Consider the following 17,308-nt stretch of genomic DNA (forward strand, 5'->3'; position numbering starts at 1 on the left):
TATACCTGATGGACCGCGTCGCCTGTATCGCAGGCAAGCCAGCTCCCACAGGGGTTTTGCATTTATTCAGTTGGAAAAAGGTGTTTCTATCCATGGGCAAAACCGTCGCCATCCTGATCTTCCCCGGCGTCCAGTCACTGGACGTGACCGGGCCCCTGGATGTGTTCTGCGAGGCCAACCGTTTTCTGCCGCCCGAGGCGCATTACCAGCTGGAGGTGATTGGCCTGGGGCACGGCAACATGGCCTGTTCCAACGGCTTGTCGTTGCAGGCACACCGGCATTTCAGCGAGGCCCTCGAGCCTTACGACTTGCTGTTGATGGCCGGCGGGCCGCAGCTGCCCTTCGAGGATTTCGGCCCGGTGTTCAATCAATGGCTGCGGGACGCAAGCGCGCGGGCGAAGCGCTTCGGCTCCATCTGCAACGGTGCCTTCATGCTCGCCCGCGCCGGGTTGCTGGACGGGCGCACCGTCACCACCCATTGGGGCGACGCTGCCGATCTGGCCAGCTTGTGCCCATCGGCCCAGGTCGAAGCCGACCGCCTCTATGTGCAGGACGGCAACCTCTACACCTCGGCCGGGGTGACGGCGGGCATCGACCTGTCGCTGTACCTGCTGGCCCAGGACCACGGCCCGGAAGTCGCCCTCAGCGTGGCCAAGCGCCTGGTGGTGTTCACCCAGCGTTCCGGCGGGCAGTCGCAGTTCAGCCCGTTCCTGACACCCCACGCGCAAGCCACCTCGGCGGTGGCGCTGGTGCAGCTGTATGTATTGGCCAACCTGACGGGCGACCTGACCATCGCCGACCTGGCCAAAGCCGCCAACATGAGCGCGCGCAACTTCTCGCGGGTATTTGCCCGGGAAGCGCAGATCACTCCGGCGGAGTTCGTCGAGCGGGCGCGGGTGGATGCGGCGCGGGTAATGCTCGAAAGCACCCACGCACCGCTCAAGACCGTGGCGTATCAATGCGGCTTTCGCGATGCCCAGCACATGCGCAGTGTGTTCAATCGCCGGCTGGGCGTGACGCCGCAACAATTCCGGCTTAATTTTGCGGCGCCGGTTTGAGCGTGTCATAGGCTTCCAGGGCGCGCAGCGAGTAGATATACGCCGCGCCGGCATTCAGCGAGATCGCGGTGGCCAGGGTCGCGGCCACTTCTTCGCGGGTGGCGCCGGCCTTGATCGCCGCGTCGGCATGCACGCCGATGCAGCCGTCACAGCGGGTGGTGATGGCCACGGCGATGGAAATCAGCTCGCGGGTCTTGGCATCCAGGACGTCATTTTCCTCGGCTGCTTCCCCCAGCGCCATGTAGGCTTTGACCATCTTCGGGTTGCTCTTGCCCAGCGCGCCAAAGGCTTTCTTCACGGTAGGCAGCAAGTCGGACCAGTTATTGAACATCGTGTTAACTCCTGAACGGGTTGGGTGTGAAGCCAGTGTGCGCGGTTCAGGTTTGGCGCTTTTGTTCGATCCACTCACCTTTTTGACCGATGCTCGCAAATGAACTCCATCGACACCCTCATCGCGTTGGCCAACCTGCGGGGCAGCCTGGACCTGCGTTGCCAGTTCCAGGGCGCCTGGGCCATGGACCACGAGCCCGAGCCGCTGGGCGTGGCGCCGTACCACATTGTGCTGGCGGGCACCTGCCGCGCCGAATTGTCCGGCGGGCAGCAGGTGACGTTGGAGGAGGGCGACATCCTGTTGATGCCCGGTGGCGCGACGCACCTGGTGCGCAGCCAGGGCGCGCGGGTAAAGCCGGTGGCGCAGACCGTGATCGAAGGCGGCTTGCTGCCGATCCATCGCCTGGGCGGTGAGCAGCCGGACGTGGACATGCTCTGCGGCAGCTTTCGCTACAACCGCCAGTCGTTGCTGTTCAGTGCGTTGCCGGACTACCTGGTGGTGTCCAGCCGGCAATGGCAGGCCGATGGGCAGCTGGCGGCATTGATCGCACTGTTGCGCAGCGAGGCGGACGGGCAGCGGCTGGGGGCGCGGTTTTTCATTGATGCGCTGTCGTCGGCGTTGTTCACCCTGATCCTGCGGGCATGGCTGACGCAGCAAGCGCCGGTGGCGGGCACCTTTGCCTTGTTGACCGACAAACGCCTGGGCAAGGCCTGGCAGGCGATGCTGGCGGATCCTGGGCATGAGTGGACCATCGACAGCCTGGCCAGCGCCGCGTCGATGTCCCGGGCGACCTTCATGCGTGGGTTTGTCAAAGTGGCGGGCGTGTCGCCGTGGGTGTTGCTGACGCAGTTGCGCATGGAGCTGGCGCTCAACCTGCTGCATCAGTCGCGGCTGAGCCTGACGGATATTGCCGCTCGGGCGGGGTATCAATCCCAGGCGGCGTTCAGCAAGAAATTCAAGGAAACCTACGGTGAGGCGCCGGGGCGGCTGCGTACCCGCTAGAAGCAACAACGCAAATCAAAATGTGGGAGCGGGCTTGCTCGCGAATGCGGAGTGTCAGTCACCAGATGTATTGACTGATCCACCGCATTCGCGAGCAAGCCCGCTCCCACATTGGTTTTTTGTTTCTTCAGTTATTGCGGTGTCCGGGCCGGCAACAGCTTGAGCGTACTACGAGTATTCGCCGTCACTTCCTCATCATTGAAATGCGCCTGCTCATACCCGCCTTCGATGTACGTCTCCGCCTGATCGGAATAGTGCTTGTCGAACGGCACACCACTCTGCCCGACCGGGTTGATGGTCAGCCCATGGGCGGCATCGGCGAAATCAATCAGGCGCCGGGTCGACGGCCCGTACGTCACCGGCCACGGCGCCGGGCCGATCTGTGCGGATTGGTTGTTGGGCACTTCATGGGTGCCGGGAGCGGCAAACGGGCCTACGTTGACGATCTTGTCCAACGGCTTCTGCGAGCCCAGTGGATGGCCGTGGGTCAGGGTGTGGGCCTTGCCCCATTGCCACTGCGATGGATCCTCACCAAAGGTCGCCTTGAGGTGTTGCAGGCTGTTGTCCCAGGCAAGCTTGACGGTCTCGGCGCGGTGGCCATCCCACCACGGCGAATCCGCTGAAGCGGCCAGGCGCGGCAAGGCTGCGTCCACTACCCGAGTGGTGAGCAAGGTCTTGAACATCCCATCGCCCAGTTTCGGGTGGAACGCCGCGTCAGTGAGGTTGAACAGGAACTGGTTGAACAGCGTGGCACTGGTGGAGTCCAGCGGGTAATCGCCTTTCCAGGCTGCCAGTTGCTCCACCAGCTTCAACTGCGCCGGGTCCTTGACCACCTCACGCAGCACCGGCAGCAGCGGTGCCAGCAGCCGTGGGCCGTAGGCGGTGGTGGTGCCGAGCTGCAAGGCCTGGCTGTTGTCCACGTCCCATTTCACGCTGTTGTCGCTCAGTTGCGCGTTCAACTGCTGGCCACGGTCCGCCAGGTTGTAATACCCGGGGATCGGCATGCCGGTGGGTGACGCCGGCTGGGCATTGGCGGACACCACATAACCGCGGGCCGGGTTTTCTTCCTGGGGGTTGGCGCTGAATGGGTAGAAACCGAGCTTGTCCGCCTGGGCGGTACTGCCGTCGAGGATAAAGCCCGGGTTGACCCCGGCCGGGCGGATCGGCAATTGCGCCGCCGCCCACCAGCCGATATCGCCCTTGGCATTGGCCCATACGATGTTCAAGCCAGGCGCCTGGACCTTGGCCGCCGCCGCACGCGCTTTGGCGAGGGTATCGGCACGGTTGAGCTGATAGAAACCGTCGAGGATCGGGTTTTCGGTATCCAGGAATGCCCACCACATGGCAATCGGCGTCTTGCCGGCATTCTCGCCGAGCACGTCGTTGATGATCGGACCGTGGGGCGAGGTGCGCAGGGTCAGGGTTACCGGGTCCTGGCCCTTGACCGCGATCTGTTGCTCGCTGCTGGTCATGTCCACCCACTTGTCGTGGTACCAGACCTGGTTGGGGTTGTCCGGGTTGACCTTCTCGGCGATCAGGTCGAGGTCATCGTTCTGGAACATGGTCAGGCTCCAGCCGAAATCCTTGTTGTGGCCCAGGAACGCCACCGGCACCAGCGCGTTGTGATAGCCGTAAAGCTCGAAGCCCGGCGCCGACAGCTGCGCCTCGTACCACACCGACGGCACCGAGAAACGGATATGCGGGTCACCCGCCAGCAACGGCTTGCCGCTCTTGGTGCGGCTGCCGCTGATGGCCCAGGCGTTGCTGCCTTCGAACTGCGGCAGGCCGTTGTCGGCCATGGCCTGTTCGCTCAACTGGGCAATGGCGCCGAGGTCTTTCCAGTCACCGGCCGCCAGGTTCAGCGCGCCCTTGGGCTGCCAGTCGAGGTCGAAGACCTTCAGGTAGTCGTTGCCCAACTGATCGCGTACGTAGGTCAGCAAGGGTTCGGTGCGAAAGGCTGCGGCAAAGCTGTAGGCCAGGTAGCCGGCGACGCTGATGGTGTCTTCGGCGGTAAACGGGCGCTTGGGGATGCCCAGTACGTCGAACTCCATGGGTTTGGCGTGGCTGTCCTGATACTGGTTGACCCCGTCCAGGTAGGCTTGCAGGGCCTTCCAGGACGCAGACTCATGGTCCATGTGCTCGACGTAGCTCAAGGCGCGCTCGCGAATGCGCAGGCTGCGAAATAGCTTGTCGGTCTCCAGCAGCTTGGGCCCCAGCACCTCGGCCAGCTCGCCACGGGACAGGCGCCGCATGATTTCCATCTGGAATAGCCGGTCCTGGGCATGTACGTAGCCGAGGGCACGGTACAGGTCAGTCTCGTTCTCGGCGCGGATATGCGGCACGCCTCGGTCGTCGTAGCGCACCGTGACCGAACCTTGCAGATGGGCCAGCTCCACCGTGCCCTGGCGGGTCGGCTGCTTGCTGTACACGTACCAGCCGGCGCCAACCATAAGGGCTACGAGCAGGATGGCCAGCGCGGTCAGGATGCGTTTCATGGGTTGTCCCTTATTAGTCGGTCACCGTGAAGATTCGGGCAGTTTAGTGGGTTTGGCGAGCGCTGCGGAAAATGCTCTCGGGTTCGTGCTCCCTGAACCTGAGCTGCATGAAGTGGGGGTTCTGAAGTGGGCCGCGGGTGGGCGGAGTATTATGTTTACTCTGTTACATGAAACCAGCGGCGCGATGATTCACCCCGTCATCCGGGCGCGCCTTTGCTATCACTTTCGGAATGCAATTTATGACAGATCCCAGCCGTGCACAGGTGCCTTATGCCTGCTGCATGGAAACGCCATCGCTGATCAGCAATTTTTTGCGATACCCTCCGGCGGGCTTCACTGCCCAGCTGTCAGCACAGGGACTGCCGTACTTTTTCACCCGGTTCGACCTGCAGACCACCGCCGACGATGAGCTGCGTAGCCGCCTGCGCAGTTGGCCGGGGTACCGTTTGTGGCAGTCATGGCTGCATATCGACACCTGTTTTATCGGCACCACGGTCAGCGAATATTCCCCGTTCCCGCTGAGCGTACCGCCACAGGACATGGCGCAATGGCTGCAACAGGAGTGTGCGCCGCAACGCAAACTCACCATCGTCAAGGATGTGCCGCTGGATTCTCCACTGCTCAGTGTCGAGGACAATCGCTACGCACACGCGTTGATCGAGGCCTGCACCCAGCGCGGATTCATCAATGTAGAGGGCCAGGCGCTGGCCTATGTACCGATCGACTTCAGCTCGACGGATGAGTATCTGTCGCGGTTGTCCCACAGCCGTCGCCGCAATATCCGCCGCAAGCTACGCAGCCGTGACGAGCTGCGCATCGAGATCCTGGACACCGGCGATGCCCGCTTCAGCGATGAGCAATGGCAGCAGGAACTGTATCGGCTGTACAAGGCGGTGTACGCACAGAGCGAAATCCACTTCGACCTGCTCACGCCCGAATTCTTCATCCAGTTGCTCACCGATGCCGACAGCGGCGGGCATGTGTTCTGCTACTGGGACGAAGACGAACTGGTTGGCTATAACCTGTGCTACCAGCAAGACGGCAAGTTGCTCGACAAGTACATCGGCCTGAACTACCCGCTGGCGCTGGAGCACAACCTGTACTTCGTCAGCTGGTTTGTGAACCTGGAGTTCGCCCTGGAAAAGGGCCTGCAGTTTTATGTCGCGGGATGGACCGATCCACAGGTCAAATCCAGCCTCGGCGCCAAGTTCACGTTTACCCGCCATCTGGTGTGGGTGAGGAACCCACTGCTGCGCAAAGTGATGAACCGTTTCCGGCACCATTTTGAAAGCGATACCCAGTGGCAGCAGGAGCAAACCGCATGAGCCAGGCCCGTCCCGCATTGATCCTCGATTTTGACGGGGCCGTGAATAACATTCCCGGCGCCCTTACCCTGCCGTTGCAAGCCTGGCAGGAGAAAATCCGTTTCGGCTGCCGCTGGGCGCAGTTCAAGGAGCTGGAGAGCGCCCTGCACGCGCAGATGCCCAGCGATTACGGCTGTGTGTTTACCGGCAGCGGTGATTATCACCACCTCAGCCAGCTGTTGTTGAACCGTCTTCCCACCCAGCAAAAGATCCAGCTGATCATTTGCGATAACCACCCGGACAACATGCGTTATCCGTTTGGTATCCATTGTGGGTCCTGGGTCTACTGGGCCAGCCGCCTGCCGCAGGTCGAGCACGTTCACGTGCTGGGCATTGGCTCGCCGGACATTTCCCTCAAGCACGCCTGGGAGAATCACTGGTCGCCGCTGGTGAAACGCAAGTTGACCTACTGGAACACCAACGTCGATACCCGCTGGTTGAACTGGATCGGCGCAGGCCGCAGCAATCGTGCATTCACCAGCGCGGACGAGTTGATGAGCGCGTTCCTGGCGCAGCTCGACCCTTCGCTGCCGGTGTATCTCTCGATCGACAAAGACGTGCTGAGCCCGCAGGTGGTGAATACCAACTGGGACCAGGGCGAGTTTCTGGAGAAGCATTTGAATGCGCTGATCGATGCCTGCCACGGCAGCATTATTGGCGCGGACATTACCGGCGACGTGTCCGCCTACCACTACCAGAGCAAGTTCAAGCGCTGGCTGAGTGCGTCGGATGGCCAGGAAGAGCTGCCGGAGAACCAGGTGGTGATCTGGCAACAGCAGCAGAATGAGCTGAATGCGCGCTTGTTGACCCGTATCGATCAAAGCTGGGCCTAGCGTTTAAGAATCCGCCGCAGATGATCCAGCACTTGCTCGAACAGCTCGTCCGTCAGCCAGTGGCTATTGCTGATCGACAGTGTCTGGGCGGCGAAGCTTTGCGCGCGGGGGATATCGGCGCCTTGCTGTAACAGCGGGGTGAGTGCCGGGTAGCCCGGCAATACGTGGATGAACAGGCGGGTCACGCCCAGGCCTGCCGTCCACAGCTGCGCCATCGCGGTATCGCGGGTTTGTGCGCTGGGCATCACCACCATCAGGAACGGCCAGGTGCCTTGCTGGCTCGGGCTGTCGGTCAACACCGACACGCCGGGCAAGCTGCTCAGCTGCGCCACGCGACGCAAGGCCCGCAGGCGGCCTTGCTGCAAATGCTCGGGCAAGCGTGCCAGGGCTGCGGCGCCGACCTTCTGGCGATAGCCGCCCAACCGATGCAACGGAATATCGTTGACGGAAAAATCATCGCCCACCGCCGCCACTTCATCGCCCCGCGCCAGCGCCGCCCGCAGCGGTTTGCCGTACACGTACTTCAGCCCGCGGGGCTGATACGCCGCGGTATAGCCCCACAGCTCGGCGCTGCGTTGCACTTCCCAGCGCAGGCTGAAGGGCAAGTCCTGCCGGCATTGCTGGTGCAACGCCTGATGCAGCGCCGGATCCCGGCTGAACAACACACCGCCTTCAGCCGTCGTCAGGCCTTTGCCCAGCGCCATGCTGAAAAAGCCGATGTCGCCTTTCAGTCCGACGCTTTTTCCATCATCCAGTGCGCCCATGGCTTGGGCGGCGTCTTCGATCACCGCAATGCCGAGTGGCTCGGCAATGCGCTTGGCAGCCTCCACATCCGCCACACGCCCGGCCAGGTGAGTGACGACGATCGCCAAGGTGTTTTGGTTGCACAGCTGCGCCAGCTGGTGTTCGTCCAGGTCGATGCTGCCGGGCTGCAGATCGCACGCCACCACGCGCAAAGGCGGGCAGTGATGGGCCGCCAGGGCCACCAGCGGGCAGGTATAGGCCGGCACGATAAGCTCGGTGCGCCCCGGCGTGCGCTGCTGCAACACCCGCAGCGCCATGATCAGCGCGGCGGTGCCGGAGCAGGGCAGGGCCGGCAGCGGGATGTCGAGCTGTCGGGCCAGGTCGCGGGCCAGGTCGCCCGAGCGGTTGAACAAGTCCTGCCAGCGCAGGGGAAGCCCCGCCGTTGGCGGAATCTCCCGCTGGCTGACAACGGGCGTCATGACGCCAGCGTCTGCGAGGGTTCGGCCTCGACGGTCTTGCTTTCTTTGTCTTCGCTGCGCGCCAGGCACAGGATGCCCGCAATGATCAGCGCGCCGCCGACGACCTTGGGCAGGGTCAAGGTGTCATTGAACAGCCACACGGAGATCAGCGTCACGCTGATCAGCTCCAGGTGGGAGGCCGCAAACGCCGGGCCCACCGGGGCGTATTTCAACAGCGTCATCCAGGTGAAAAACGCGCCGATGTAGCCCACGAATGCGCCGTAGATCCATGGCGCACCGAACACGCGGATCAACCAGGCGGCGTCCATCGTCAGCGGTTCGGCATGAATCGAGGCGAACTTGAAACTGACCTGCGCCAAGGTATCGAAAATGATCAGCGACAGAAAACCGAGGATATAAAACCGTTTCATTACTCGAACCCCACGACGGTCACGCCACAGGCGATCAGCATGATGCCGATCAACCGCCATTTGCTCAGGCTTTCCTTGAACAGGAAACGCCCCGCAATCATGATCACGACAATATTGATGGAGCCCAGCATCACCCCGACCGACAACGGCACCAGTGTCAGGAAGGCCAGCCACAGCACGAATTCGAACACATAGCAGATGATGCCCAGCCAGATCCACGGACGCTTGAGCATATGGCGCCAGTGGGCCATGCCGTCATGCTCGGCGCTGGCTGAGGCTGCGGCTTTGAACGCCAACTGGCCGGACGTATCAACGATGACGTTGAGTATCCAGAGGATGATGGTTAATTGGCTCATGTGTTCCCGTGTCGTCTGCTTGTACGGCTAGTTGCTTACGATACAGGAGCGTGCCGATACAGTTGTTCGAGTTTGTCGAACGAACAGCGTCTGTTCAGCTTGCCGAGTCAGGGTGGAGACGTTTCCCCGTTCCACTCGCAATAACAGCCCACCGCCAGGGTGTGGGTCGCGTTGACCTCGCGTCCACCTTCGAGGGCTTGCAGGATCGGCTCGATAAAGCTGTTGCTGGAGTTACACGTCAACCCTTCGCTGTAGGGCCCGAAATACGCCAGCTTGCCGCTGCGGTCCCAGATGCCCACGGCAGGGCTGGCCGGCAGATGCTGGGCACCGGGCACGGCCTTGAGGGCCTTCATCGAGCCCAGGGTGGCGGGCAACTGCCCGTGGCTGCCGGCTTTCTGCAGGGAATAGAACTCCACGCCCTGGGGGGCGTACTGCTCGATCAACTCGCCAAGGTGCTGCTGGTTGCCGACATTGCACGGGCAGGCGGGGTCCCAGAAGTGCACCAGGCGGATCGGGCCCGGGCCGGCAAGCTCGGCCGGCAGGCTCAGGCTGTCACCGGAAAACACCGCCGTATGCTCACTGAATGCCCGCAGGTAGCGTCCCTGGAACCAGTCATACGCCGCCCACAACACCCCGGCGCAAATGATCACGATCAGGCTGGCGAAGAGGGTGGTGCGGTAGGGCTGTCGCATTTGGATCAATCCTCGGAGGACGCGTAGCTTGCCATGCTTGCCCTGACAGATGAATATCGCGGCTCGATATTCATCTGTTCAATGCGTTGAAGCCACAGTCTGGAAGTTCTTATGCCCGTTACGTTTGACCCTGATCATCTACGCGAAAGCTTGCGCCCACTGGTGGACGCGCAGCCGCTTTCAGCCGAGGCCCGGGTCTACCAGCGCTTCTACGGCCTGGACCTCGCTGCCCGCAAGGTGCCCGCGACAAGCCGCCTGGGGCGGTTTGCGGTGGATGGGTTCGACGTGGTCTGCCAGGTGTGGTGGCCACCGGTGCCGGTGGCCACGATGTTCCTGTTCCATGGCTTCTACGACCATATGGGTCTGTACCGGCATGCCGTGGACTGGGCGCTGGACCAGGGTTTTGTGGTGATCGCCTGCGACTTGCCGGGCCATGGCCTGTCCAGCGGCGAGCGGGCCAGCATTGATGACTTTGCGGTGTACCAGGACGTGGTGCAGGCGTTGTTTGAACAGGCCAGGGCGCTGCAATTGCCGCAGCCGTGGCACTTGTTCGGGCAAAGCACCGGCGGCGCGATTGTGGTGGATCACCTGCTTAGCCATGGCGTCGACAGCCCGGCCCAGGGCAAGACGTTCCTGTTGTCACCGCTGGTGCGGCCCCGCGCCTGGGGTTGGTCGCAGCTCAGCTATTACCTGCTCCGGCCGTTCGTCAAAGGCATTGCCCGGCGCTTCAGCGATAACACCAACGACCCGCAGTTCAAGCCGTTCCTGGAGGCCGACCCGTTGCAGCCACGGCAGTTGCCGACTGCCTGGGTGGGCGCCCTGGCGCGCTGGATCAAACGTGTTGAAGCGGCGCCACGCAGCACGCGGCGGCCGTTGATCGTGCAGGGTGAGGAAGACATGACGGTGGACTGGCAGCACAACCTGAAGGTGCTGCGCAGCAAGTTCGACCAACCGGAGGTGTTGATGCTGCCGCGTGGCAGGCATCACTTGGCGAATGAGATTCCGGAGATTCGGCAGCAATACTTCAGGTTTCTCACCGACCACCTGAAATAACGCAATCCAAATGTGGGAGCGGGCTTGCTCGCGAAGGCGGTCGATCAGTTAGCATAACCAGTGACTGGCACACCGTCTTCGCGAGCAAGCCCGCTCCCACAGGGTTACTGCGCCAGGCTCGAGGTGCTTTGGCCGACCGCCAGCCCGGCGCGAATCGCCGCCAGTGCCGCCTTGTAGTACGCCTTGCCCTCCGGCGACTCCGCGAACGTCGCGAACTCTTCCAGCTCCGGGTCGGACAAATCCCGGTAGACGTACAACAGCGTGTTGTTCAGATCATTGCCAATCTGCTGCATCAGGCGCTCACGCTGGCCGTTCAACATGCCCTGCGCCTGGCCGCCGCCCAACAGCCCGGGGATCATCTGGCTCAAGCTGTCGGCCGCCACGCCGGCAATCGCCAGGCTGACTTCAGCCCCGGCTTCCCGCGCAGGCAGGGCCTGGGCCAGGTGGCCGATGATCAGGCTGCGGGTGGCATCGGCTTCCATGTGCGGCAAGCCCTGGGCGTTCTTCGCCAGTTGATCGCGGCGGGTGGCGAGCAACTCGGCGGCGACAATCTTGCGGCCCAGCGGCGACTGGAAGAAGGCCAGTGCCGGCTTAGGGTCCGCCAAATTCTTGCGCAGTTGCGCTTCGGCGCGCTGGTCTACCGACTGGGGCGCGAAGCGTTTATTGCTGTTGTCCACCAGCGCCTGATACACCGCCGGCGGCAGGCTGTTGCGGTAGCGTTGCTGGGCGGCACTGAGGGCGTCATTAAAATGCGCGCGCTGGTCTGCCCAGCCGGCGACCTTGTACAACTGGTCATGGCTGTCTGCCCAGGCGGGCAAAACGCAGAACATCAGCAAGGAAAAAAACAAACGACGCATATGGACTCCTGTCAGTCGGCCACTATTGTCCGTGTCGGGCGTAGGATTTGTCGAGAAATCCTATCGGTCACCTGACTAAAGTGTATTCAGACGCTCGGCGGCTCTGTCGGATTCACAGGCGTATGGATACTATGCGCGCCATGCCCATACCCTCCGATCACCCGCTGCTGTTACGCATTGTCGATGACCTGGCCGCACAAGGCTGGTCGCAGCAGAATATCTTCCTGCCCGAGGCTCTGACCCTCGAACTGGCGGCTGAGTGCCAAAAACGCGCCGCCGAAGGTGAATTGGCGCCCGCGGCGGTCGGACGGGGGCCGTCCCAGGAGATTCGCGAGGGCATCCGGGGTGACCATATCCAGTGGCTGGAGCCGGGCGAGGTTGTGGCCTGCGATAACTACCTGGAGCTGATGGACAGCCTGCGGGTGGCGATGAACCGTGGCCTGTTCCTGGGCCTGGAAGACTTCGAAAGCCACTTCGCGATGTACCCGCCGGGGGCGTTTTACCTCAAGCATGTGGACCGTTTTCGCGATGACGACCGGCGCATGGTGTCGGCAGTGATCTACTTGAACAACGCCTGGCTGCCGGAACATGGCGGCCAGTTGCGCATGTACCTCAAGGGCGACGTCGAATACGATGTGGTGCCCACCGGCGGTTGCCTGGTGGTATTCCTGTCGGGGGAAATCCCCCATGAAGTCATGCCCGCCACCCGCGAACGCCTGTCCCTCACCGGCTGGTTTCGCCGGCGGGGCAACGAGCCGTTTTGATGATGCAAAAAATTCTGGTCAGCCGCTGCCTGCTGGGGCACCGGGTACGCTACGACGGAGGGGCCAGCGGGCCTTTCGACCAACTGGCCGCGTGGCAGGCCGAAGGCCGGGTGGTTGCCGTGTGCCCGGAAGTGGCGGGTGGCTTGCCGACGCCACGGCCGTCTGCCGAAATCCCGGGCGGGCAGGGGATTGACGTCTGGGAAGGCCGCGCCCAGGTGCTGACGGCCCAGGGGGAAGACTTCAGCGAAGCCTTCCTCGATGGCGCCCGCCAGGCATTGGCGCTGGTACAGCGTCACAATATCCGCGTCGCCGTACTCAAGGCCAACAGCCCGTCGTGCGGCAATCTGCTGACCTATGACGGTACCTTCACCGGCGTAAAGGTCACCGGCGAAGGCGTGACGGCGGCGTTGCTCAAGCGCCATGGGGTACTGGTGTTCAGTGAGCTGGAGTTGCCTGAAGCGGCAGTGGCCCTGGCAAAATGCTCAAGCCCGACATAGATCAACATGTGGGGCGGGCTTGCTCGCGAAAGCGCAGTGTCAGTCACCCGATGCTCAAGCCGAGCCACCGCATTCGCGAGCAAGCCCGCTCCCACATTGACCGAGTCGTTTATTCGGCCTTTTTCACCGGCTTGCTCGCATCCATCCCGAACCACTTCTCCGACAGCGCCGCCAGCCGGCCATCGGCCTTCACTCGTTGCAGGGCCTTGTCCAGGCTGGCCTTGAACGCCGGGTTACCCTTCTGGAACGGAATCGCCAGGCTTAGCGTCGGGCCGACGTCTGCGCCTTCCTTCACTGGCAGCTGGCTGTCGCGAATCGCGTAGGGAATCAGCAGCCGATCACTGATGGCGGCATCGATCTGTTGATCGGCAACGTCCTTGATCGGCTGCCTGGCATCGGCATAGCTGCGCAAATCAACGCCCTCGGCGGTGCGCGCCTGCTCCACAAACTGGCTGCCCTGGGCCACGCCCAACGCCTTGCCCTTGAGCGCCGCAAAGCTGCCCAACGGGCGCTGTTCCTGCTTGCGCACGATCAGCTGTGCGCTGGAGTAGCTGTAGGGCTCGCTGAAGTCGAAACGATCCGCCAGTTCAGGAGTCATAGCGATATGGTTGATGGCCACGTCGTACTTGGCGCTTTCCACGCCGGGCAGCAACTCGGCGGCATCGACGGTGATAAAGGAGGGGCGTACGTCCATTTCCTTGGCCAGCAACTCACCCAGCTCCACTTCAAAACCGGTGAGTTTGTCGCCTTCCTTGAAGTTGAAGGGCGGGGTGTTGGCTTCCATTGCGATGCGCAGTTCCCCGCGGTCAAATACATCGTCGATCAGTTCGGCATGGGCCAAGGGGCTTGCAAGGGGCAGTAAAAGTAACAGGCCAGGCAGGAAACGCATGGTCGCTCCTAAAGAATTCGAATGAGCGAAGCGTTGTTCAGGCTCGCTTTGCTATGGTGTTGAATGCCTTGGACAGCAATTTGTCGCGAAGTTGTCATAACCCTACAGATTTCCCGGAAAAACTGGAGAAGTGAATGAAAGCCTTTTTGACCCGTGCAACCCTGGCCAGCCTATTGCTGGGCGCTTCGATGCTGGCGACCGCTGCTGATGGCATCCCGCGCAGCGCTCCACCAGAAGGTGCCAAAGTGTTCATCGTGTCGCCCAAAGATGGCGCCACCGTCGATAAAACCTTCACCGTGAAATTCGGCATGGAAGGACTGAAACTGGCCCCGGCCACCAGCCAGGACCCGGGCACCGGCCACCACCACCTGCTGATCGACCAGAAAGAATTGCCGGATGCCAGCGTGCCGATCCCGGCCACCGATACCGTGATCCACTACGGCAAGGCACAGACCGAAACCGAGCTGACCCTCACCCCAGGCAAGCACACGCTGCAACTGGTAGCCGGCGACAAACTGCACATGCAGTTCAACCCGACTGTAGCCTCGAAAGTCATCACGGTTAACGTCAAGTAAGATTTGTTCAGACAAAAAAAGGGAGACCCGAGGGTCTCCCTTTTTTATGCGCGTTTAACGATTAGAACAACACGCGGCTACGGATAGTGCCGTTGATGTGCTGCAGCTTCTCTTGCGCCAGGTCCGAATACTCGGCGTCTACGTCGATAACCACGTAGCCGACTTTCTCGTTGGTCTGCAGGAACTGACCGGAAATGTTGATGCCGTTTTCCGCGAAGACCTTGTTGATCTCCATCATCACGCCAGGGATGTTCTGGTGGATGTGCAGCAGACGGTGCTTGCCAGGGTGAGCCGGCAGAGCCACTTCCGGGAAGTTGACCGAGGACACCGACGTACCGTTGTCGCTGTACTTGACCAGTTTCTCCGACACTTCCAGGCCGATGTTGGCTTGGGCTTCAGCGGTGGAGCCGCCGATGTGCGGGGTCAGGATCACGTTGTCCAGGCCACGCAGCGGGCTTTCGAAGATGTCGTCGTTAGAGCGCGGCTCTACCGGGAACACGTCGATGGCGGCGCCGATCAGGTGCTTGTCCTTGATCGCGTCGGCCAGGGCGTCCAGCTCGACCACGGTGCCGCGTGCAGCGTTGATCAGGATCCCGCCCTTCTTGATGGCGCGGATTTCCTTCTCGCCGATCATCCACTGGGTCTCAGCGGTTTCCGGTACGTGCAGGGTCACGATGTCGGACATGCCCAGCAGCTCGGTCAGGCTCGACACCTGGGTGGCGTTACCCAATGGCAGCTTGGTCAGGGTGTCGTAGAAGAACACCTGCATGCCCAGGCCTTCGGCCAGTACCGACAACTGCGTGCCGATCGAGCCGTAACCGACGATACCCAGCTTCTTGCCGCGGATTTCGAAGGAGTTGGCTGCGCTCTTGATCCAGCCGCCACGGTGGCAGGAAGCGTTCTTCTCGGGAATACCGCGCAGCAACAGGATCGCCTCGGCCAATACCAGCTCAGCAACGGAGCGGGTGTTGGAGTACGGTGCGTTGAACACCGCGATGCCGCGCTCGCGCGCTGCGTTGAGGTCGACCTGGTTGGTGCCGATGCAGAAACAGCCGACAGCTACCAACTTCTTGGCGTGATCGAAGACCTCTTCGGTCAGCTGAGTGCGGGAGCGAATGCCGATAAAGTGCGCGTCGGCGATCTTTTCCTTGAGCTGGGCTTCCGGCAGAGAACTGGTGATGTACTCAATGCTGGTGTACCCGGCGGCCTTCAGGACTTCGACGGCCGATGGGTGGACGCCTTCCAGAAGAAGGAACTTGATCTTGCTCTTATCGAGAGAAGTCTTGCTCATCTGCGTAAACCTGTATCCCGGAGAAAAATGGCAGGGAATCGGATCACGTAAGCTGACCCGGACGGCAGGAAAGCCGTCACCGCAGAACGCCCTTGGGCACTATCCTGCGGGGGCGGTATGCTAGCATACGTGCCCCGCTAAACACCCATTCCTGCGACGTGAAGCGTTCTCAGGATGACCATGAATTGTTCGAGAGTTCTGTCGATGACCCATCCTGCCCTGATTGATGAGCTGAAGACCCTGGTTGAGCCTGGCAAGGTCCTGACCGATGCTGACTCCCTTGAGGCTTATGGCAAGGACTGGACCAAGCATTTCGCGCCGGCCCCGGTGGCCATCGTCTTCCCGAAGACCACCGAGCAGGTGCAGGCCATCGTCCGTTGGGCCAATGAGCACAAGGTCGCGCTGGTGCCGTCCGGTGGCCGTACCGGCCTGTCGGCCGCTGCCGTCGCTGCGAATGGCGAAGTGGTTGTGTCGTTCGACTATATGAACCAGATCCTCGACGTGAACCTCACCGACCGCACCGCCGTGTGCCAGCCGGGCGTGGTCACCAAGCAATTGCAGAACGTCGCCGAAGAAAAAGGCCTGTACTACCCGGTGGATTTCGCCTCGTCGGGTTCCAGCCAGATTGGCGGCAATATCGGCACCAATGCCGGCGGGATCAAGGTCATTCGCTACGGCATGACCCGTAACTGGGTCGCCGGTATGAAAGTCGTCACCGGCAAGGGCGACCTGCTGGAACTGAACAAAGACCTGATCAAGAACGCCACCGGCTACGACATGCGCCAGCTGTTCATCGGCGCTGAAGGCACCCTGGGGTTTGTGGTCGAAGCGACCATGCGCCTGGACCGTGCGCCGAAAAACCTTACCGCGATGGTGCTCGGCACCACCGACTTCGACTCGATCATGCCGGTGCTGCACGCCTTCCAGAGCAAGCTGGACCTGACCGCCTTCGAATTCTTTTCCGACAAGGCCCTGGCCAAAGTCCTCGGTCGCGGCGACGTGCCAGCGCCGTTCGAGTCCGACTGCCCGTTCTACGCGCTGCTGGAATTTGAAGCGACCACCGAAGAAGTGGCCAACGATGCCCTGGCCACGTTCGAACACTGCGTCGAGCAGGGCTGGGTGCTGGACGGCGTGATGAGCCAGAGCGAAACCCAACTGCACAACCTGTGGAAGCTGCGCGAGTACATCTCCGAGACCATCTCTCACTGGACGCCGTACAAGAACGACATTTCGGTGACTGTGTCGAAAGTACCGGCCTTCCTGAAGGAAATCGACGCGATCGTCGGCGAACACTACCCGGACTTCGAAATCGTCTGGTTCGGCCACATCGGGGACGGCAACCTGCACCTGAATATCCTCAAGCCGGAAAACCTGAGCAAGGACGAGTTCTTCGCCAAGTGCGCCACCGTCAACAAGTGGGTGTTCGAGACCGTACAGAAGTACAACGGCTCGATCTCCGCCGAACACGGCGTGGGCATGACCAAGCGCGATTACCTGACCTACAGCCGCTCGCCGGTTGAAATTGAATACATGAAGGCAGTGAAAGCGGTGTTCGACCCGAACGGGATCATGAACCCGGGCAAGATTTTCGCTGTTTAACAGTCCCTGAAGGAGTCGG

General features: G+C 61.8%; 18 protein-coding genes. 9 read left to right on the plus strand and 9 right to left on the minus strand.

Features of this window, described 5'->3' with window-relative positions:
- Positions 1–92 precede the first annotated feature (92 nt).
- The gene (locus tag HX814_RS08880) at positions 93–1,058 is read left to right on the plus strand and encodes a GlxA family transcriptional regulator (RefSeq protein WP_177009079.1); all 966 of its coding nucleotides are present in this window, start codon (positions 93–95) and stop codon (positions 1,056–1,058) included.
- Here the strand turns inward: HX814_RS08880 and HX814_RS08885 are convergent.
- The gene (locus tag HX814_RS08885) at positions 1,036–1,389 is read right to left on the minus strand and encodes a carboxymuconolactone decarboxylase family protein (RefSeq protein ID WP_008438910.1); all 354 of its coding nucleotides are present in this window, start codon (positions 1,387–1,389) and stop codon (positions 1,036–1,038) included. The two genes, HX814_RS08880 and HX814_RS08885, sit on opposite strands and share 23 nt — an antisense overlap.
- Before the next feature lie 99 nt (positions 1,390–1,488).
- Between HX814_RS08885 and HX814_RS08890 the strand changes: the two genes are divergently transcribed.
- Positions 1,489–2,391 (plus strand): AraC family transcriptional regulator, encoded by a 903-nt coding sequence (locus HX814_RS08890; protein ID WP_177009080.1) that lies wholly within the window; start codon positions 1,489–1,491, stop codon positions 2,389–2,391.
- Positions 2,392–2,522: 131 nt separating this feature from the next.
- On the opposite strand, the gene HX814_RS08895 is transcribed toward HX814_RS08890, so the two are convergent.
- Positions 2,523–4,886 carry a penicillin acylase family protein gene (locus HX814_RS08895; protein ID WP_177009081.1) on the minus strand — a complete coding sequence of 788 codons (2,364 nt, stop codon included), beginning with the start codon at positions 4,884–4,886 and terminating at the stop codon, positions 2,523–2,525.
- Between the two features lie 239 nt (positions 4,887–5,125).
- Between HX814_RS08895 and HX814_RS08900 the strand changes: the two genes are divergently transcribed.
- Together HX814_RS08900 and HX814_RS08905 are read left to right on the plus strand one after the other, a co-directional pair.
- Positions 5,126–6,211, plus strand: a complete 1,086-nt coding sequence (locus tag HX814_RS08900; protein ID WP_177009082.1) for a GNAT family N-acetyltransferase — start codon at positions 5,126–5,128, stop codon at positions 6,209–6,211.
- Positions 6,208–7,083, plus strand: a complete 876-nt coding sequence (locus HX814_RS08905; RefSeq protein ID WP_003213870.1) for a hypothetical protein — start codon at positions 6,208–6,210, stop codon at positions 7,081–7,083. Before HX814_RS08900 ends, HX814_RS08905 begins: the two co-directional genes overlap by 4 nt.
- Here HX814_RS08905 and HX814_RS08910 read toward each other — a convergent pair.
- The 4 genes from HX814_RS08910 to HX814_RS08925 form a co-directional block, all read right to left on the minus strand.
- Positions 7,080–8,306, minus strand: a complete 1,227-nt coding sequence (locus HX814_RS08910) for a DegT/DnrJ/EryC1/StrS family aminotransferase (RefSeq protein ID WP_177009083.1) — start codon at positions 8,304–8,306, stop codon at positions 7,080–7,082. The genes HX814_RS08905 and HX814_RS08910 overlap by 4 nt on opposite strands.
- Positions 8,303–8,716, minus strand: coding sequence for a multidrug efflux SMR transporter (locus HX814_RS08915; RefSeq protein ID WP_003213866.1), 414 nt, complete (start codon positions 8,714–8,716; stop codon positions 8,303–8,305). The genes HX814_RS08910 and HX814_RS08915 overlap by 4 nt, the downstream gene beginning before the upstream one ends.
- Complete coding sequence (locus tag HX814_RS08920; protein ID WP_003213864.1) at positions 8,716–9,072, minus strand: EamA family transporter; 357 nt, start codon at positions 9,070–9,072, stop codon at positions 8,716–8,718. Before HX814_RS08920 ends, HX814_RS08915 begins: the two co-directional genes overlap by 1 nt.
- Positions 9,073–9,179: 107 nt before the next feature.
- A complete protein-coding gene (locus HX814_RS08925) occupies positions 9,180–9,764 on the minus strand; it encodes a DUF6436 domain-containing protein (protein WP_003213861.1) in 585 nt (194 codons plus the stop codon).
- Positions 9,765–9,875: 111 nt separating this feature from the next.
- Between HX814_RS08925 and HX814_RS08930 the strand changes: the two genes are divergently transcribed.
- The gene (locus HX814_RS08930; protein ID WP_134327491.1) at positions 9,876–10,817 is read left to right on the plus strand and encodes an alpha/beta hydrolase; all 942 of its coding nucleotides are present in this window, start codon (positions 9,876–9,878) and stop codon (positions 10,815–10,817) included.
- A 104-nt stretch (positions 10,818–10,921) separates the two neighbouring features.
- Here the strand turns inward: HX814_RS08930 and HX814_RS08935 are convergent, their stop codons facing one another.
- Positions 10,922–11,674 (minus strand): DUF2059 domain-containing protein, encoded by a 753-nt coding sequence (locus HX814_RS08935; protein WP_008438922.1) that lies wholly within the window; start codon positions 11,672–11,674, stop codon positions 10,922–10,924.
- A gap of 131 nt (positions 11,675–11,805) precedes the next feature.
- On the opposite strand from HX814_RS08935, the gene HX814_RS08940 reads away from it, so the two are divergent.
- Positions 11,806–12,438 carry a 2OG-Fe(II) oxygenase gene (locus HX814_RS08940; protein ID WP_003213854.1) on the plus strand — a complete coding sequence of 211 codons (633 nt, stop codon included), beginning with the start codon at positions 11,806–11,808 and terminating at the stop codon, positions 12,436–12,438.
- Between the two features lie 2 nt (positions 12,439–12,440).
- On the plus strand, positions 12,441–12,935 hold the full coding sequence (locus HX814_RS08945; protein WP_043226180.1) for a DUF523 domain-containing protein: 495 nt from the start codon (positions 12,441–12,443) through the stop codon (positions 12,933–12,935).
- Positions 12,936–13,044: 109 nt separating this feature from the next.
- Here HX814_RS08945 and HX814_RS08950 read toward each other — a convergent pair whose 3' ends face one another.
- On the minus strand, positions 13,045–13,824 hold the full coding sequence (locus HX814_RS08950; RefSeq protein ID WP_003213851.1) for a transporter substrate-binding domain-containing protein: 780 nt from the start codon (positions 13,822–13,824) through the stop codon (positions 13,045–13,047).
- A 134-nt stretch (positions 13,825–13,958) separates the two neighbouring features.
- Here HX814_RS08950 and HX814_RS08955 point away from each other — a divergent pair, with 134 nt between their 5' ends.
- On the plus strand, positions 13,959–14,399 hold the full coding sequence (locus HX814_RS08955) for a DUF4399 domain-containing protein (RefSeq protein WP_003213848.1): 441 nt from the start codon (positions 13,959–13,961) through the stop codon (positions 14,397–14,399).
- Between the two features lie 61 nt (positions 14,400–14,460).
- Here the strand turns inward: HX814_RS08955 and serA are convergent, their stop codons facing one another.
- Positions 14,461–15,690 carry a phosphoglycerate dehydrogenase gene (gene serA / locus HX814_RS08960; protein ID WP_177009084.1) on the minus strand — a complete coding sequence of 410 codons (1,230 nt, stop codon included), beginning with the start codon at positions 15,688–15,690 and terminating at the stop codon, positions 14,461–14,463.
- Between the two features lie 204 nt (positions 15,691–15,894).
- Between serA and HX814_RS08965 the strand changes: the two genes are divergently transcribed.
- A complete protein-coding gene (locus HX814_RS08965; RefSeq protein ID WP_003213844.1) occupies positions 15,895–17,289 on the plus strand; it encodes an FAD-binding oxidoreductase in 1,395 nt (464 codons plus the stop codon).
- Positions 17,290–17,308 lie beyond the last annotated feature (19 nt).

Origin of the sequence: Pseudomonas sp. C8002 (assembly GCF_013385765.1) — a bacterium.
GTDB lineage: Bacteria > Pseudomonadota > Gammaproteobacteria > Pseudomonadales > Pseudomonadaceae > Aquipseudomonas.

Bases quoted from the DNA above. Each gene is read 5' to 3' on its own strand.
- HX814_RS08880 (WP_177009079.1), top strand. From the start codon at position 93: ATGGGCAAAACCGTCGCCATCCTGATCTTCCCCGGCGTCCAGTCACTG.
- HX814_RS08885 (WP_008438910.1), bottom strand. From the start codon at position 1,389: ATGTTCAATAACTGGTCCGACTTGCTGCCTACCGTGAAGAAAGCCTTT.
- HX814_RS08890 (WP_177009080.1), top strand. From the start codon at position 1,489: ATGAACTCCATCGACACCCTCATCGCGTTGGCCAACCTGCGGGGCAGC.
- HX814_RS08895 (WP_177009081.1), bottom strand. From the start codon at position 4,886: ATGAAACGCATCCTGACCGCGCTGGCCATCCTGCTCGTAGCCCTTATG.
- HX814_RS08900 (WP_177009082.1), top strand. From the start codon at position 5,126: ATGACAGATCCCAGCCGTGCACAGGTGCCTTATGCCTGCTGCATGGAA.
- HX814_RS08905 (WP_003213870.1), top strand. From the start codon at position 6,208: ATGAGCCAGGCCCGTCCCGCATTGATCCTCGATTTTGACGGGGCCGTG.
- HX814_RS08910 (WP_177009083.1), bottom strand. From the start codon at position 8,306: ATGACGCCCGTTGTCAGCCAGCGGGAGATTCCGCCAACGGCGGGGCTT.
- HX814_RS08915 (WP_003213866.1), bottom strand. From the start codon at position 8,716: ATGAAACGGTTTTATATCCTCGGTTTTCTGTCGCTGATCATTTTCGAT.
- HX814_RS08920 (WP_003213864.1), bottom strand. From the start codon at position 9,072: ATGAGCCAATTAACCATCATCCTCTGGATACTCAACGTCATCGTTGAT.
- HX814_RS08925 (WP_003213861.1), bottom strand. From the start codon at position 9,764: ATGCGACAGCCCTACCGCACCACCCTCTTCGCCAGCCTGATCGTGATC.
- HX814_RS08930 (WP_134327491.1), top strand. From the start codon at position 9,876: ATGCCCGTTACGTTTGACCCTGATCATCTACGCGAAAGCTTGCGCCCA.
- HX814_RS08935 (WP_008438922.1), bottom strand. From the start codon at position 11,674: ATGCGTCGTTTGTTTTTTTCCTTGCTGATGTTCTGCGTTTTGCCCGCC.
- HX814_RS08940 (WP_003213854.1), top strand. From the start codon at position 11,806: ATGCGCGCCATGCCCATACCCTCCGATCACCCGCTGCTGTTACGCATT.
- HX814_RS08945 (WP_043226180.1), top strand. From the start codon at position 12,441: ATGCAAAAAATTCTGGTCAGCCGCTGCCTGCTGGGGCACCGGGTACGC.
- HX814_RS08950 (WP_003213851.1), bottom strand. From the start codon at position 13,824: ATGCGTTTCCTGCCTGGCCTGTTACTTTTACTGCCCCTTGCAAGCCCC.
- HX814_RS08955 (WP_003213848.1), top strand. From the start codon at position 13,959: ATGAAAGCCTTTTTGACCCGTGCAACCCTGGCCAGCCTATTGCTGGGC.
- serA (WP_177009084.1), bottom strand. From the start codon at position 15,690: ATGAGCAAGACTTCTCTCGATAAGAGCAAGATCAAGTTCCTTCTTCTG.
- HX814_RS08965 (WP_003213844.1), top strand. From the start codon at position 15,895: ATGACCCATCCTGCCCTGATTGATGAGCTGAAGACCCTGGTTGAGCCT.